The 15,952-nt window shown below is 33.7% G+C and carries 18 protein-coding genes; 14 read left to right on the top strand and 4 right to left on the bottom strand.

Annotated elements, in window-relative coordinates; all coding sequences use genetic code 11:
- From LGAS_RS07110 to LGAS_RS07100, 3 genes are read left to right on the top strand one after another with little or no spacing between them, the layout of a single operon-like run.
- The gene (locus tag LGAS_RS07110; protein ID WP_003646881.1) at nucleotides 1-1,224 is read left to right on the top strand and encodes a metallophosphoesterase family protein; all 1,224 of its coding nucleotides are present in this window, start codon (nucleotides 1-3) and stop codon (nucleotides 1,222-1,224) included.
- Nucleotides 1,205-3,640 carry an AAA family ATPase gene (locus tag LGAS_RS07105; protein WP_003646882.1) on the top strand — a complete coding sequence of 812 codons (2,436 nt, stop codon included), beginning with the start codon at nucleotides 1,205-1,207 and terminating at the stop codon, nucleotides 3,638-3,640. The genes LGAS_RS07110 and LGAS_RS07105 overlap by 20 nt, the downstream gene beginning before the upstream one ends.
- A 2-nt stretch (nucleotides 3,641-3,642) precedes the next feature.
- Nucleotides 3,643-4,620 carry a 3'-5' exoribonuclease YhaM family protein gene (locus LGAS_RS07100; protein WP_003646883.1) on the top strand — a complete coding sequence of 326 codons (978 nt, stop codon included), beginning with the start codon at nucleotides 3,643-3,645 and terminating at the stop codon, nucleotides 4,618-4,620.
- Between the two features lie 54 nt (nucleotides 4,621-4,674).
- On the opposite strand, the gene LGAS_RS07095 is transcribed toward LGAS_RS07100, so the two are convergent.
- From LGAS_RS07095 to LGAS_RS07080, 4 genes are all read right to left on the bottom strand, one after another.
- A complete protein-coding gene (locus LGAS_RS07095; protein WP_003646884.1) occupies nucleotides 4,675-5,571 on the bottom strand; it encodes a peptidylprolyl isomerase PrsA in 897 nt (298 codons plus the stop codon).
- Nucleotides 5,572-5,692: 121 nt separating this feature from the next.
- On the bottom strand, nucleotides 5,693-6,043 hold the full coding sequence (locus tag LGAS_RS07090; RefSeq protein ID WP_003646885.1) for a YtxH domain-containing protein: 351 nt from the start codon (nucleotides 6,041-6,043) through the stop codon (nucleotides 5,693-5,695).
- Nucleotides 6,043-6,531 (bottom strand): hypothetical protein, encoded by a 489-nt coding sequence (locus LGAS_RS07085; protein ID WP_003646886.1) that lies wholly within the window; start codon nucleotides 6,529-6,531, stop codon nucleotides 6,043-6,045. Before LGAS_RS07085 ends, LGAS_RS07090 begins: the two co-directional genes overlap by 1 nt.
- 83 nt (nucleotides 6,532-6,614) lie before the next feature.
- On the bottom strand, nucleotides 6,615-7,049 hold the full coding sequence (locus LGAS_RS07080) for an HIT family protein (protein ID WP_003646887.1): 435 nt from the start codon (nucleotides 7,047-7,049) through the stop codon (nucleotides 6,615-6,617).
- Between the two features lie 96 nt (nucleotides 7,050-7,145).
- Here LGAS_RS07080 and LGAS_RS07075 point away from each other — a divergent pair, with 96 nt between their 5' ends.
- The 11 genes from LGAS_RS07075 (at nucleotide 7,146) to LGAS_RS07025 (ending at nucleotide 15,938) form a co-directional block, all read left to right on the top strand.
- The gene (locus tag LGAS_RS07075) at nucleotides 7,146-7,892 is read left to right on the top strand and encodes an ABC transporter ATP-binding protein (protein ID WP_011678939.1); all 747 of its coding nucleotides are present in this window, start codon (nucleotides 7,146-7,148) and stop codon (nucleotides 7,890-7,892) included.
- Entirely contained in the window at nucleotides 7,885-9,096 is a 1,212-nt protein-coding gene (locus LGAS_RS07070) for an ABC transporter permease (protein ID WP_003656734.1), read from the top strand. The genes LGAS_RS07075 and LGAS_RS07070 overlap by 8 nt, the downstream gene beginning before the upstream one ends.
- Nucleotides 9,097-9,107: 11 nt before the next feature.
- Nucleotides 9,108-9,761: a tRNA (guanosine(46)-N7)-methyltransferase TrmB gene (gene trmB, locus LGAS_RS07065; RefSeq protein WP_003646890.1), complete on the top strand. Its 654-nt coding sequence runs from the start codon at nucleotides 9,108-9,110 to the stop codon at nucleotides 9,759-9,761.
- A 119-nt stretch (nucleotides 9,762-9,880) separates the two neighbouring features.
- A complete protein-coding gene (locus LGAS_RS09700) occupies nucleotides 9,881-10,324 on the top strand; it encodes an Rpn family recombination-promoting nuclease/putative transposase (RefSeq protein WP_003653849.1) in 444 nt (147 codons plus the stop codon).
- Between the two features lie 6 nt (nucleotides 10,325-10,330).
- Nucleotides 10,331-10,762, top strand: a complete 432-nt coding sequence (locus LGAS_RS09695; RefSeq protein ID WP_003646892.1) for a hypothetical protein — start codon at nucleotides 10,331-10,333, stop codon at nucleotides 10,760-10,762.
- A gap of 429 nt (nucleotides 10,763-11,191) precedes the next feature.
- A complete protein-coding gene (locus LGAS_RS07050) occupies nucleotides 11,192-11,512 on the top strand; it encodes a thioredoxin family protein (RefSeq protein WP_025012219.1) in 321 nt (106 codons plus the stop codon).
- Nucleotides 11,513-11,536: 24 nt separating this feature from the next.
- Entirely contained in the window at nucleotides 11,537-12,184 is a 648-nt protein-coding gene (gene ytpR / locus LGAS_RS07045; protein ID WP_011678938.1) for a YtpR family tRNA-binding protein, read from the top strand.
- 180 nt (nucleotides 12,185-12,364) lie between these two features.
- The gene (locus LGAS_RS07040) at nucleotides 12,365-13,090 is read left to right on the top strand and encodes a GntR family transcriptional regulator, LSA1692 subfamily (protein WP_003646895.1); all 726 of its coding nucleotides are present in this window, start codon (nucleotides 12,365-12,367) and stop codon (nucleotides 13,088-13,090) included.
- A gap of 22 nt (nucleotides 13,091-13,112) precedes the next feature.
- Nucleotides 13,113-14,429, top strand: a complete 1,317-nt coding sequence (locus LGAS_RS07035; protein WP_003646896.1) for a Sapep family Mn(2+)-dependent dipeptidase — start codon at nucleotides 13,113-13,115, stop codon at nucleotides 14,427-14,429.
- A gap of 16 nt (nucleotides 14,430-14,445) precedes the next feature.
- Nucleotides 14,446-15,399, top strand: coding sequence for a glycosylasparaginase (locus LGAS_RS07030; RefSeq protein ID WP_003646897.1), 954 nt, complete (start codon nucleotides 14,446-14,448; stop codon nucleotides 15,397-15,399).
- A gap of 14 nt (nucleotides 15,400-15,413) precedes the next feature.
- Nucleotides 15,414-15,938 (top strand): GrdB-related putative oxidoreductase, encoded by a 525-nt coding sequence (locus tag LGAS_RS07025; protein WP_003646898.1) that lies wholly within the window; start codon nucleotides 15,414-15,416, stop codon nucleotides 15,936-15,938.
- Nucleotides 15,939-15,952: the final 14 nt, after the last annotated feature.

Below are 15,952 nucleotides of genomic sequence, written 5' to 3'. Positions count from 1 at the left end.
ATGAAATTTATGCATTTGGCCGATGCGCATTTAGATAGTCCTTTTCAAGGACTATCTTTTTTGCCATCTAATGAGTTTAATAATATTAAACAGTCAACCCAAAAGTCGTTTATTAAAGCGATAGATACCGCACTAGATCAAAAGGTAGATTTAGTTTTAATTGCAGGTGATACTTTTGATTCGGTTCATCCGAGTCCACAAAGTCAGCTGTTCTTTAGTCGTGAGGTTAAAAGACTTACTGATCAAGAAATACAAGTTGTGATGATTTTAGGAAATCACGATTATTTAAATCCAGATGAAATGATTTTACCGCAAACGCCATATTTTAAACTTTTAGGTCCTGATGAACAGGTAGAAACTGTAGAGTTTAAGACTAAGTCTGACTTTCCTTATACAGTCGCCGGCTTTTCTTATCAACATAATCATATTGAAGTTGATAAGATTAGTGAGTTTCCCAACAAAGGGGATAATTTCACTTTTGGTTTAATGCACGCTGGAGCTAAGACTACTGCAGCTTATCAAAATGTCTACGCTCCATTTACCACAGCAGAAATTAAAGACCTAAATTATAATTACTTTGCCTTGGGGCATATTCATTTGCGCCAAACTTTGAGTGATAAGCCACCAATTGTTTATAGTGGTAATTTACAAGGCAGACACATTAATGAGCAGGGAGCAAAGGGCGTTTATGTCGGTACAGTAGATGAATCAACCAAAGAAATAAGCCTTAATTTTGTTGAAACAGCTCCAATTATCTGGCAAATGGCGACTTTGAATTTAGATCAAGTAATTTCTCAAACAGTTTTAACAAAACAAATAGTTGAAGTTTTAACTAAAAAGAATAAGCACCAGACTTTATTTGGTTTAACAATTCAAGGTGCCCAATACTTAAGTGAACAAGAGCTAGAATTGGTTAATGATAGTGATTATTGGCTTCAGCTTGCTAATTCTTTAAGGTTTGATTCGCGACCTGTGAAAGTTTATTTGACCAATAATGAAAAACTTCAACTTAAGACAGCTGATAAAGAAGCTTTTGATCAAGCGGAGAATGAAACGTTTGAACTAGATAAGATTTATTCTTTAGCTAATGATTTAAGCAAAAAGAGCGATTATGTTGCTGATCTTTTGAAACAGCCAGAATTTATTGAAGAAGTAAAAGAATTAGCACAAGTTAAATTGGGACAAAAGTTAAAGGATATGGATGATGAAACTAACCCAAATTAAAATTATTCACTTTGGAAAATTAAATGATGTAACTTTTAATTTGAACAAAGATTTAACAATCTTTTTAGGTGCAAATGAAGCAGGAAAAAGTACAACAGTTGCTTTTGTTAAGCAGGTTTTATTTGGCTTTCACTTGAGAACTAATAAATCACCTTTCTTTGAGAATTATCAACCTCTAGATCATGTGAGTCCGATGGGCGGTAGTTTGACCTTTGAAGATAAAAATGATGTTTTTGTTTTAAGTCGCCTATATGCTAAAGGAGATCCTAAAAAGGGCGTCTTGACTGTCAGCTTAAATGATGAAGTAGTACCAGAAAGTGTATTTTTTGATCGAATTCAAAACATTGACGGCAGTTTCTACACCGATAGTTTTATTTTCAATCAAGATATGATGCGTGAGGTAACTGGTCTATCTCAAGCAGAGTTGATGGAACAGATTTATTTTTTAGGAGCTTCGCAAAGTCATAAGTTGCTTGATTTAAGGGATGAATTTTCAAATAATGCACAGAAGCTCTTTAAAAAGAGTGGCCGTAAACCTGTAATTAACCAGTTAATCAATCAAATTCAAGAGCAAAAGGAAGTTTTGGCTCAAACAGATAGTGAATTTAAGGATTATCGTGAATTTGAAGAAAAATTAACTGCAGAAAAAGAAAATTTGAAACAGGTTCAGACTGAGTTAGTTAAGCTAAATGAGCAAGAGCAAAAAATTAGTCTTTTGATGCAAAAATTAACTAATTTTAAACAGTATCAAGAACTAAAACGCAAATTAAAACCTCTCTCTTTTTCTAAAGAAAATTACGAAAGAGCTCAGGCTATTCGGAGTAAACTTGCGGACTTAACTAATGATGTTGATAATTTGAATATACAACTCCAAGAAATTGAAGCAAGTAGCGAACTAGCCGATAAGGATAAGATTCAAGCTTTGGTTGATCATAAGGCTGAAGTCCTTCATTGGGAGAGCGAAAGTAAAGATTTGCAAAGGCAAATTGAAACGACTAAGAAGGATCTACAGTCTTATGATCAATTTCAACCAGAAGCTGTTAAATTAAGTAAGTTGTCTAGTGAAGCAAGAGGGCAAATAAAGTCTGATTATCAAGCTTTAAGAGGTCAAAAACAGGAAGCTAATAATTTACCAGGAATTGTTTCATTAATCTTGTTAGTTGCGGGAATTTTTAGCGCAGTTGCAATCAGTAACTTATTTGTTCGCTTTCTAGGAGTAATGATTGCTTTGGGTGGCCTGGGTTTATTTGTTTGGACAAGACAAAAGAATGCCAAAGATGGTCAGCAAGAGCAAGAATTTATTGAAAAGTATGGCCTTGATCCAAATACAGTTGATTTAAATAGCTTATGGAATGAAGTAGTTCAAATTGAGTCTAAGAAGCAATTACTGATTCAATTAGATCAAGAACAAAAGTCTTTGAATGAAAAGGTTCAAGCTTTTGTTCAGAATTTATCTCCGCTTACTCAGAAAAAAATTCAGACTTTTTCTGATATTGTGAGTCAATTAAATTCACTGCAAAAATTACTTGATCAAAGTAATTTGGCTAAGCAGCACTTAAATGATTTAATAATTCAAGTACAAGATAAAAAGAATCAACTGGCTAAAAACAAGATTGAACTTTCTAAGCTGTTTGCAGCGAATAAGGTTGCTAACTTTGCCGAATTCACAGATTTGAAGAAAGAAGCAGAAGAGCAAGAACAGTTGAAGATGAAAATTGAAGCATTGAAAAATGACCTACAAGCTGATCTAGCTCAATTAGAAAAGATTGCTCAAGACCCAGCAGCATTGAAAGAAAATAAAGCTCAATTAGAAGAGCAAATTGCTTATAAGCAAGATCAAATTAATAATTTACATGCAGAAAATGCTAAACTTGAAAATCAGATGAATGTTTTAGCAAATTCAGATAAGTATTTTGCAGAAAAGCAAAAGTTAGCTGATCTTGAATCATCATTAAATGAAAATGTTAAAGAGTATCTGGCAAATCTATTGACTAGCAACTGGATTGCACGGGGGTTAGATTTAGCTTCAAATGAGCGTTTTCCTAAGATGCTTGAAGATGCTAAAAAGTACTTTAAGTTATTAACTGGTGGCAGATATGTGGATATTGAATTAGATAAAAAACTTAAAGTTAAGCGCGCAGATGGTAAAAAATTTGAAGTTGAATATCTGTCTCGCGGAACTAGTGAGCAATTATACTTTGCTTTGAAATTAGCCTTCGTTGAACAAGTTGCTGATAAGATCGCGTTGCCAATTTTAATTGATGATGCCTTTGTAAACTTTGATGCGCAAAGAACGAATTATATTGTTGAATTATTAAAAGAATTGGCTAAGAAGACGCAAGTTTTAATTTTTACGGCACGTCAAGATTTAGTAACTAATCTTGCGATGAAGCCAATAAGGATAGAAAAGGAATAATCATGATAAAAAGGTTGCTTGATTATAATGATGGCGAAGATATGGATTTGGTTTTACTGTTAAAAGATTCAAGTCTTCGCACCAGTAAAAATGGTAAACAATACTTAGTTTTACAATTTAGCGATTCAAGTGGCACAATTAGGGGAAATCTTTGGAATGCTAGTCAGCAAGATGCTGATACCTTCAGTCCAGGCACTATTGTTGAATTAAGCGGAAAACGAGAAGAGTATCAAGATCGACCACAGATAAGGATTTATGACTTAAGAGTAGTAGGACCAAATGAAGGTTATGACTTAAACCAATTTGTTCACTCTGCTCCAATTAAGCAAAAAGATCTCGAAGAAGAAATTAATAAACGTGTTTTTGAAATTTTGAATCCAACTTGGAATCGAATTGTACGGTATTTGCTTAAAAAGTGGAATAAGCAGTTCTTTTCATATCCAGCCGGTAAGTCTAACCATCATGCTGTCAGAAATGGTTTAGCATTTCATACTGTTTCCATGTTAAGGGATGCTGAAGGGATTGCTAATACTTATCCACAGATTAATCGCTCGCTCCTTTATGCTGGATGTATTTTGCATGATATGGGAAAGGTAATTGAATTATCTGGTCCTGTTGCTACTAAATATACTACTGAAGGAAATCTAATTGGTCACTTAGTTTTAATTGATGAACAAATTATGTTAGCAGCACATGAACTAAAGATTGATGAACATAGTGAAGACTTAATGCTTTTGAGACATTTAGTTTTATCTCATCATGGATTGCCGGAATACGGAGCAGCTCATAGACCAGTAGTTTTAGAAGCTGAAGTTTTGCATAAGATCGATGATTTGGATGCAACAGTTTATGCAATTACTAATGCTCTGCAGCAAACTAAGCCAGGTGAATTTACTGAAACAATTAAGTCGCAAGATAATCGCAGATTTTATCGTCCTAAAAATGACGAAGCTTTAGATCAAGCACCAAAACTAGAATAAAAAAATACCGAGATCGATTTTTACGATCTCGGTATTTTTTAGTGTATAAAAGTTTTATTTTGAAAGACTATCTGATGAAACGTATTGAGAAAGAACGTTCTTCAAATCTTTATCCTTAATAGAAACATCAGCACGCTTAAGAACAGTAGCAATTACGCTTCTCATAACGCTTTGATCTTCAGACATTGATTGATAAATTTGGTTATCAATTTGTTTCTTGTGTTCTTTAAGAGTACCTTTAGCAGGGTGCTTAATCATCTTAATTACATGATAGCCGTATTGAGTCTTAACTGGAGTGGTAGTGATTTCACCAGTCTTAAGCTTAAATGCAGCGGTCTTGAAGCTAGAATCTAAAGTAGAATCAGTTGAATCGAATGCAGGTAGCTTACCAGCATCATTCTTAGTTGCAGTATCAGTAGAGTACTTCTTAGCTAACTTCTTGAAGTCGCCACCATCTTTTAATTGTTTAATGATATCTTCAGCAGTACTCTTCTTGGAAACGAGAATGTGTTGCACAGTAACTTCTGGTTGATAATTCTTCCAAGCTTTCTTTTCTTGAGCTGGGGTAATCTTCTTGATGTGCTTCAAAGCAGCTTCAGTCAAAAGATTAGTCTTCAAGTTATCCTTAAAAGTTGAAGCAGTCATTCCATTTTGTTCAAGAACTGAATCGAATTGACTACCGTATTGTTTCTTGTACTTGTTGTATTCTTTATCAACTTGCTTTTGAGTAACTTCTTTACCGTATTGACTTTCTAGAGCATCAGAAACAATCATGCTGGCAAGAGTGGATTGACCTGCTTGAGATTCCTTCATCTTGTTGTAGTATTGTGACTCAGTAATCTTACCGCCCTTATAAGTAACGACAGCCTTACCGCCAGAACAAGCAGTAGCACTTAAGGCAATTCCTGCAAAAGCTAAAACAGTAGCTGCTTTTTTCCATGTTTTTTTCATAAATTAATTTGCACATCCTTTGCTTAATTACAAGTTCAAATATAACATAAAAACTCTTATTATCCCAATGGACAATAAGAGTTTTCTTGATATTTATAAAAAAGACTAACAAATCTTAAGATTAAAGTTCATTTTTAATTCCATTAATTGTAGATTCTGCTTCTTTAGTTAGTGTAGAAACATTTTCTTTCATTTGATCTACTTCTGGTTTAATTGAACTTTGAAAATTAGTTAAGCTGTCTTGAATGTCTTTAACTGATTTTTCAGCTTGTGGCAAGTCATTTATTAACTGGCTAGCAGCATTTTTAGCGTGCTTTGTACTAGTAGCTAATGAAGTAGCGTCCTTTTTAGTATCATTTAAAAAGAGACGGACATCATCTTTAACTTTACGACCAGTTTGTGGATTAGGAAGAAGAGAAATTCCTAATCCTGCTAAACTACCTAATCCTAAGCCAATTCCAAAAAATTTCATTAATTTTCTTCCTTATGTTCTTCTTCGCTTGCGCCAGAATTGCTGTCTACTTTTTCCTCATCTTGAGTAGCATTTTCAACATCATCGCTTGCGTCTTCAAGATCTTCTTTTGCTTCATTTAATTTATTCTTAACTGCGGCAAAAACGCGATCATGGTCGACAGCCTTGAATGATGCTGCAGAGAAGGCATCAACTAAATCATGAGCCTTATCTTTAAGTGAAGGACGATCTGAAACTTCGACTTCTTCATCTTCAAATGGAGTTTCAGTAGTATCAGTATCTTCAGATTTGTCTTCTTCTGGTTGTTCCATTCTCTTTTCTTCTAATTCATCGTAAATTGTTTTAACGCGGTGAACTGAATCATTGAAGTTATCTGCAGAATCTTTAACGTCGCTTCTAATAGAATTGCCACTTAATGGATTCTTGGCGTATGATAATAAGCCACCTGCAACTGTACCAGTAAGAATTCCTAATAAAAATCCAGACATAATGTATACCTCTTTATCTATTCAATAATTTTTAACTTAATAACCATCTTTATTGTACCGCATTAAAGGAAAAATTACTGATATTATAGATTGTTTTTGATAGCGTTTGCAACAGCTTGATAATCTGCTTCTGAATATTGATCTGCATTATTTACATGAGGAGTAGAGATTGGATCATTTTCACTTCTACGTGGAATTAAGTGAATGTGTGAGTGCATAACAACTTGTCCTGCAATTTCACCGTTGTTTACTTCAACATTTAATCCCTTAATAGTTGGATCAGACTTTTTAATTGCTTGGGCAACAACTGGAATATACTGTAAAAAGCGAGCAGCGTCTTCTTGGCTGTAGTCAAAGAAATTAATCAGGTGCTTTTTAGGAATAATTAGAGTATGTCCCTTAGTTACTTGAGAAATATCAAGAAAAGCCTTGACGTCATCATTTTCAAAAACTGTGTAGGAAGGAATTTCTCCTCTAATAATTTTACAAAATAAACAATCCTTTTCTAATTCAGTCATGAATAAGACCCCTTTCTTAATGAAAAGAAAATTTAGTTTAACTTATGTTCATGCTATCATAAATATGTATCTTATTGCAGTAGAGAGGAAAAAGTAATGGCACTTAAAATTGAAAATTTAACCGGAGGCTACTCTGGGATTAATGTCATTAAAAATGTAAATTTAACGATTGAACCTGGCCAAGCTGTTGGATTAATTGGACTAAATGGTGCTGGTAAATCAACGACAATTAAGCACCTGCTTGGATTACTAAGAATGCAAAAAGGCAAGATTACTTTAAATGGGATTAGCTTAACTGAAAATCCTGCTGAATTTAAAAAGATGGTTGCTTATATTCCAGAAACGCCAATTTTATATCCAGAGCTAACTTTAAAGGAACATCTTGAGTTAGTGATGCTTACTTATGGTTTAGATCATGATCAAGCATGGGTGAGAGCAAAAGAATTGTGTAAGATGTTTCGTCTGGAAAATAAACTTGATTGGTTGCCAATTAAGTTTTCCAAAGGGATGAAGCAAAAAGTAATGATTGTGACTAGCTTTTTAGCCAATGCTGATCTTTTAGTAATTGACGAACTATTTACCGGACTTGATCCCTTAGCTGTAGCTAACTTTATTGATCTCGTTAAAAAAGCTGTTGCTGATCAAAAAATGGTTTTAATGACTACGCACGTTCTAGCTGAAGCTCAAGAAGCTGTACAAACATTTGCGGTGCTCAATAATGGCACAATTGAAACTGCAGGTAGTTTAACTGAAATTAGACAGTTTTATGGCTTAAAGCCTAGCGATTCATTTGATCGTTTATATCAAATTTTAAATCAGAAAACGGTGAAGAAGCATGACTGATTTAATAAAAAATAGACTCAATAAAAACTTTAAAAAGCAGATGCACTATCTAACTTTGGTTTTTAATGACTTTTTTATTTTGGCTTTAATTTTCCTATTTGGAGCTTTAATGTTTTGGTATGCACAAAATATTAAGAAGTGGCCAAATAATCTTTGGTTTTATAAACCATTGTTAGCTTTGATTTGGACTACAACTTTAGGAATTGGGCATTTTGCGACTTTGTTTGATAGAGCTGATGAGCATTTCCTTTTTAATCAAGATAGTGAAATGAAGAAGTATTTCAAGCCAATATATATGCATAATATGATTTTGCCAACGGTCTTGATTATTTTAGTATCGGGTATTTTATTGCCGTTTGCGACAATGAGAGCTAATTTTTCAATCGGCGACCTAGTCTTTATAGTAATTGGGTTAATTGCAAGTAAAAATTTACAGTTTAAGTTGATTGTCAGAAGTTTTTATTTTAATAAGCATGATTACTATAATATTTGGTTATTTTTAGGAATTAACTTTTTAATACTCTATCTATCTTTTTTGGAGTATTATCCAAATCCAATTATCTATGCTAATGTAGCAATTGCTGGCTGGGTTGGAGTAGATTATTTGCCACGTGGTAAAATGTTTGACTGGTACAAAGCCTTAGACTATGAAGAAAGAAGAGTTGATCTCTTAAATAACTTTTATAGTATGTTTACCGATGTACCAGATAAGAAAGTTCGAATTGCTAGAAGAAAGTATTTAGACTTTTTAATTAAAAATGTCGATCAAACGCCAAATACTTTTATTTATCAAAGAGTATTATTAAGAGATCCAGAATATAGCAATTTATTGATTAGAATGGTGCTTTTTTCAATTTTATTAATTGCTTGCTTGCAAGATGCACGCTGGGCAATTGCTAGTGGTGCTTTGATTATTTTCTTAACGCTTTATCAATTGATCCCTCTAGGAACAGTTTATGAGCATAATATGATGTATCATGTAATGCCAATCCCGCTAACCTCAAGAGGAGAAGCACTAAGAAAAGTTTTGCAAAAAGGGATGCTGCTTGAATGGGGATTAATCAGTTTGGCGATAATTATTTTTTCTCCACAAAAATTAGAAGCAGTTGGTGGCGTTATTGGTTTGCTTGCTTTAACATTTTTATTGCTATATTTCTATTTACCAAGTAAAATTGAACAGTTATTTAAAAAAGTTAGATATTAGGTTGTGAAAAGATGAGATTAAGAAATAAGCCTTGGGCTCAAAAATTAGTAGTTGAACATCCAGAAGCTATTTTGAATGAGCCAGATCCGGAAAAGAAAATTAACTGGGAAGAGAGATTTGATGACTTTTCTAAGCCTTTGGCAATTGAAATTGGCTCAGGCAAGGGACAATTTATCACTACTTTAGCTAAGAAACATCCTGAAATGAATTTTATTGGCGTAGAGCTTCAAACCACAGCTGCAGGGATGATTTTGAGAACTAAGTTAGAAGAAAAGATCGATAATTTACAGTTAATGTGTGCTGATGCAGCTAATATAGCAATGTATTTACCTGAAAATAGTGTAGATGTTGTTTACTTGAACTTTTCTGATCCATGGCCAAAGACGCGTCATGAGAAACGGAGATTGACATATAAGAGTTTTTTAGACAAGTATCGCCAGATATTAAAGCCAGAAGGGCATTTAGAATTTAAGACAGATAATCAAGGACTATTTGAGTATAGTTTGGTAAGTCTTAACAATTATGGGATGAAATTTGACTATGTTAGTTTAGATTTACATCATGCAGAAAATGAAATTCTCGAAAGAAATGTTGAGACTGAATATGAACATAAATTTGCAGCAAAAGGTAATCCGATTTACTGTCTACATGCACATTTTGAATAGAGCTGAGATGCTTCCCGTTTTGGGGAGTATTTTTTATTTTCTTAGGAAAACTAGCATCACTTTGCGTAATAAACATATGGGATGACTCCTCAAATATCTTTAAGAGAGGATTTACTCATATGGTTAAAAAGATTGAACCCTGGTTTGGGTTCACGGAAGATAAGGTTTTTGGAATGGTGATGGAAAACAAAGAATTTTGCAAGTATTTACTCGAAATCATTATTCCAGATCTGAAAATTAAGAAGATAGACTGGCTAGATAAGCAAGTTGAGATTAATAATCTTAAGCGCAAGAACGAAGCTAAAGAAGTTAGGCTTGATGTTTTAGTCACAGACCATGAAGGACGCGTGTTTAATATCGAGATGCAAACACCGGACCAAGATGATATTGGTAGACGCATGCGTTACTATCTTTCAAGACTTGATTTACGTTATACTTTAAATAAAGGAAATACCTATCGAAACTTAAAGGACGCCTATATTATTTTTCTTTGTAATTTTAAGCCTAAGAAAGATGATAAATTTTATGAGTCGTATCATACTTATTCCGATCAAGATAGGTAAAAACAATTGCAGGATGGCGTGACAAAGATTATTAATTCACAAGTTTCAACTGAGGGACAAAGCGAAGATTTAAAAGCCCTAGCTAAATTAATGAATAATGAACCTGTAAATTTAAATAAACATTTCGATTACGCGCAAAGAAGAATTAAGGAAATTAATGAAGATCCAGAAACGAGGGAAAAGATCATGCTTTACGAAACGAGAATACTAGAACGTGAACAAGCTGCTGGAAAAGCAGGATATGAGCAAGGAATGCAACGCGGTATAAAACAAGGTAGAGCAGAAGGAAAAAAAGAGGGAAAAGTGGATTCTGCTAAAATTATTCTTGAAAATCAACTGAATAATGGTAGTACTTTAGAACAAGCTACGGAATTTGTTAGAAATTTGAAACTGATTTCTGATAAAGAATTAGAAAAAATAATCGCTCTCTATAAATAATGGCTGTTTGTCAAACAACCTAAAGTAGGAGATGAATAGTTTTGAATAAGAATCAAGCAACTTGAAAATAGTTGCTTGGTTCTTTTTCTTTGATGATATTTTCTTCATATAATGCAATATTTAAAGGAGCATGTTCAGACAATGGAAAAGGCAGTTATAAACGTTATAAGAAAGACAGTTTTGATTATTACAAACAAGTGATTGAAAGTAATGGTACAAATTTAAATTATTCTGAGTAGGAAAAAACTAAATGTAAACTATAACCAGCTGCAGCAGTTCTCTATTCATATCAATCATATGTACTCCCTTCTTTCATATCTTTTGTTGTTGTTTATTTCTGAAATTAGCTAAAAAATCTTAGACTAGATTTTTAAAATAAAAGGTTGTAAAATAAATATAACTTATAAAAAGTAAGAAAGAGTGAGACGGATGGAAGAAATTAAAGAATTAACTCCTGAAAAGTTAAAAGAAATTACTGCAAATGGGAAGGTAGTCCTATTATTTTTAGCAACATGGTGCCCAGATTGCCGCTTTTTAGATCCATTTTTACCACAAATTGAAAAAGATAATTCTGATGCAAAATTCTATAAGATTGATCGTGATGGTTCAATTGATGTAGCAAAAGAATTAAATATCTTTGGAATTCCTAGCTTTGTTGTCTACCAAGATGGCAAAGAAATTGGTAGACTAGTAAATAAGGACAGAAAGACTAAAGAAGAAGTAGAAAACTTCCTTAACTCTCTCAAATAGCCTAGGAAAGGAAATTTACTAGAAATGATTGTTTCTACCAATAAAACAAGTTACCCTGATACTTTAATTGTGATTCTTGACCAAGATAAGGGTCGTAGTAAGTTCACAGAAAAGGATCAAGTTACGCGAGTTGAAAATGAAGACGGTGAAGTTATTGGATTTAATTTCTTTAACGTAAGTAGCTTTTTAGATTATGATAAGTTACCAAACGGTGAAGTTAAACCAACACAAGATTTAGTTGATGCTTTGAATAAAAAAATAGCTGAAGCTGGTTTTGATACTAAACTAGAAATTGGCAAGCCAACTCTGGTTTATGGCTATGTTAAGACTTGTGAACCACATCCAGATTCTGACCACTTGCATGTAACTACTGTTGACGTAGGAAATGGTGAAGAACACCAAATTGTTTGTGGTGCACCAAATATTGCTCAAGGTCAAAAGGTAGTCGTTGCACTTCCTGGTACTTTGATGCCAAATGGTCAACAAATTTGGCCAGGCGAACTTCGTGGTGTTGATTCATACGGTATGATTTGTTCGGCACGTGAATTAGGATTAGCTCATGCTCCTCAAAAGCGTGGTATTATGGTTGTTCCTGATGACTTTAATGCTGGAGACGAGTTTGAGCCAACTAAGTGCGATGAATTATTAGCTAGTGGCCAAATTAGTTTGTAATACATTTTAATATATTTATATAAGGGAGCTCATTGATGGTAATGGGCTCTTTTTTTGATCTCACTAAGAATTAATTAATATTTTTAGTGGGATTTTTACTAAAGCGTTTACATTTAGGAGCATACAGCATAGTATATACTATGAAAAGACGCTTGAATTAAGTGGAAGCTGGTGAAAATGATGACAAAAGTTGAAGAGATAGTAAAGATAATCAGAGAAAGAATTAGAAATGAAACATATACCAGCCGTCAGCGACTGCCTTCTGAATATCAATTAGCGCAAGAATTTGATGTTTCACGTTTGACGATTAGAAAAGCAATTAGTCGTTTGATAAACGCCAAAATATTAGTAAAAGATCCGGGTAAAGGCACATATGTAATGTTAGGTGCTGAAAGAAATTCAAAAATTGAATCTGGTAGAGGAGGATTGCAAAGTTTTACTGAAGTTGCTAAAGAACATGGAAAAACGGTGCACACTAAAGTATTAAAATTCGCACCTATTAGAAATCCGAGTAGAAAAATTAGTGAAATATTGGCACTAGACGATAGATTAGATAAAAAGGTTTTTGAGTTAAAAAGAATACGTTATTGGGATAATGACCCGATGACTCTCGAAAAAATTCTTATTTGTGGTGAATATATAAAAAATAAGACATTAGCTGATTTTGAACAATCTTTATTTAAAATCTTAAATGAAAATATCGAAATTGGTTATGCACATCAAGAGATTGAAGCAATTATGGTTACTGATGAAATTTCTAAATATTTGAACATTAAGGGACAACAGCCAATATTTAAAGTTAAGACTATAACCTATACGCCAGATGCAATCCCTATTTTCTTTGATACATCATTTTATCGAGCTGATAAATATTCATTCAAGTCAACACTAACTAGGTTGAGATAGTTTAGTTTTAAGGATTAAGACAATGATATCAGAAGAGAAAATTAACAAAGCTATAAGTACAAATGAAAAAGTATTTTTAGAAAATTTACGCACAATTATGCAAATTCCAAGCGTTAAAGGCAGTTCAGAAAAAGACGCTCCATTTGGTAAAGGACCTAAAAAAGCATTAGAAACTATAGTTCCAATTATTGAAAAATGTGGATTTAAAGCAAAAATTGTTAATAATGCGATGGTATATGCGCAATGGGGAGATGACGATGAGAATTATATTGGTATTATTGATCATTTAGATGTAGTGCCAGTAGGTGATAAGTGGAAGTTTAATCCGTGGGATTTATCCGTTGAGAATGGTCGATTGTATGGTAGAGGAATACTAGATAATAAAGGTCCTGCACTAGCAACATTATGGGCAATGAAAATGCTTAAGGATCTTGGTTATAAGCCTAAAAAGACGATTAGATTAGTTTTTGGATCAGATGAAGAAAGTGGCTCTAATGATGTGCCTTTATATTTAAAGAAGGAAAAACCACCAATCTTTGGTTGGACAGCTGATTGTAAATATCCAGTAGTATATGGGGAACGCGGAATCGTAAATTATTCTATTTTTACACCAATTTCAGATGGAAGTCTAAATCAAGTGAAGAATCTGCAAGGGGATATGGCAAAAGATCATGTGCCTGATGAATTAAGTGTAGAAATTAAAAATAGAAGAATTGAGAGTCATGGTATAAGAGTTCCAAGTAATGCTCCAGAAATGGGAAAGAATGCCATAACATACTTAGCTAAGAAAATAGTTGATGAAAAGTTAGTTTCAGGGCAATTAAATAGTTATTTTAAATGGATTGTTAAAGCTCTCCATCGAAAGCATTATGGAGAAGGACTAGGAATTGAGTTTCATGATAATGATTCTGGAAAATTAATTATGACTCCTACTGGTTTAAGTATTGAAAATAATGGTATGCAAATAGAAATAGCTATTCGTTATCCAGTGTCATATCAAGAGGAGCAAATTACAGAAGGAATCAAAAATAATATCCCAGTGAACAGTAATATTAAAGTTATACGTAGTATTCCTAGTGTAATGCATAATAAAAATTCTAAATTTATACAAATTTTATCTGAAGTATATGAAGAAGTGACTGGACTTGATGGGACGCCAGTTACAACAACCGGAGCCACTTATGCTCGAGTAATGCAAAATATCATTGCCTTTGGACCATCTTTTCCAGGACAAAAAGGAATAGCTCACAAAGAAAATGAATGGATGAATTTAAAAGACCTTTTATTAAGTATCAAAATATATATGAGAAGCTTGGAAAGATTAGGTTCTTTAGAATAGAGAGGAAGTTTTTTCTATGTCATGGGGAACAATTGCAACTTGGCGAATGGCAAATGAAGGAGTCGAAAAGGCTAGTACAATTTTGAAAGAAAATGGTACTGCGGGAGATGCAGTTGAAAAATTAATTAATACAGTTGAAGCATATCCGTATTATAAGTCAGTTGGCTATGGAGGTCTTCCAAACGAAGAAGGCGTTGTACAAATGGATGCAGCTTTCATGAATGGAGATACGCTAGCTCAAGGAGCTGTTGGGGCGATTGAAAATGTAATGCATGCTGTATCTGTTGCGCGGGCCTTGAGTCGTGAACATTATAATAGCTTTAGAGTTGGCGAAGGAGCAACCAAGTTTGCTAGTTTACATGGTTTTGAAATGACAAATATGTTAACAGAACGTGCTAAAAAACGCTGGCAAAAGCGTTGTAAAGAAATTGAACAGCAGAATTTGAACCCATATGATGGGCATGACACTGTAGGTGCTATTACTTTAGATAAAAATAACTCAATGGCAGCTGCAACTTCAACATCGGGGTTATTTATGAAAAAAGATGGTCGTGTAGGCGATTCGCCATTATCTGGTTCAGGCTTTTATGTTGATAGTAAAGTTGGTGGTGCTGCGGCAACAGGTCTTGGAGAAGACATTATGAAAGGCTGCTTATCATATGAAATTGTTAGGAGAATGCAGGAAGGTGAATTGCCACAAGATGCTTGCAATCATGCAGTTTATCCATTTATAAAAGATTTAAAAAAGCGCTATGGCAAAGCTGGAGAGTTTTCATTAGTTGCAATGAATAATAAAGGAGAATGGGGAGTAGCTACTAACGTTGAGTTTACATTTTGTGTTGCAACTGATAAGCAAAAATCTGTGATTTTGATGGCTAACCCAATAGATAATATGAAGACTAAAATTGAGCCTGTTAGCCAAGAATGGCTTGATGCGTACGAAAAAAGGATTCACGCACCTATAGTGTAGGAAGGTGACATATTATGAAAACCATTATTATTCTTGACCAGATTCAAGCTGGTTTAGGTGGGGATGAGAGAAGCGACACACCGTTAGGCGGTAAAAAGATTGCAATGGGAAGTGCTGATAATGTCGAGAAGGCTTTAGAGGCTGTAAACGGAGAGATCATTGGTACATTTTACTGTGGACCGAAATATTATCAACAAAATAAAGAAATCGTACAGAGAAAATTTTCAAAAATGGCTGAAAAAATGGAGGCTGATGTAGTTATCGTTGGGCCAACATTTGATTATCATGATTTCGCCGAAATGGCGGTAGAAATTGGAACTGCAATTACAGAAAACACTAGCATTCCTGTAATCGGAGCTATAGCAAAAGAAAAGAATCAAGAACTTATTGAAAAATATAAAGACAAATTTCCAATTGTTAAGATGCCTAAAAAAGGTGGTACCGGTCTTGCTGAATCCTTAGATAATTTGGCTAAGGGGTGTCAAATTTTAACAAATAAAGGAGATATTGCAAAATTTAAGGGAAGTTACTGCTATTAGTTTTTTTCAGTTGG

The organism is Lactobacillus gasseri ATCC 33323 = JCM 1131 (genome assembly GCF_000014425.1).
In the GTDB taxonomy this organism is placed as follows: domain Bacteria; phylum Bacillota; class Bacilli; order Lactobacillales; family Lactobacillaceae; genus Lactobacillus; species Lactobacillus gasseri.
The sequence above is the reverse complement of the archived record's forward strand: the minus strand, read 5'-3'. Positions and strand labels throughout refer to the sequence as shown.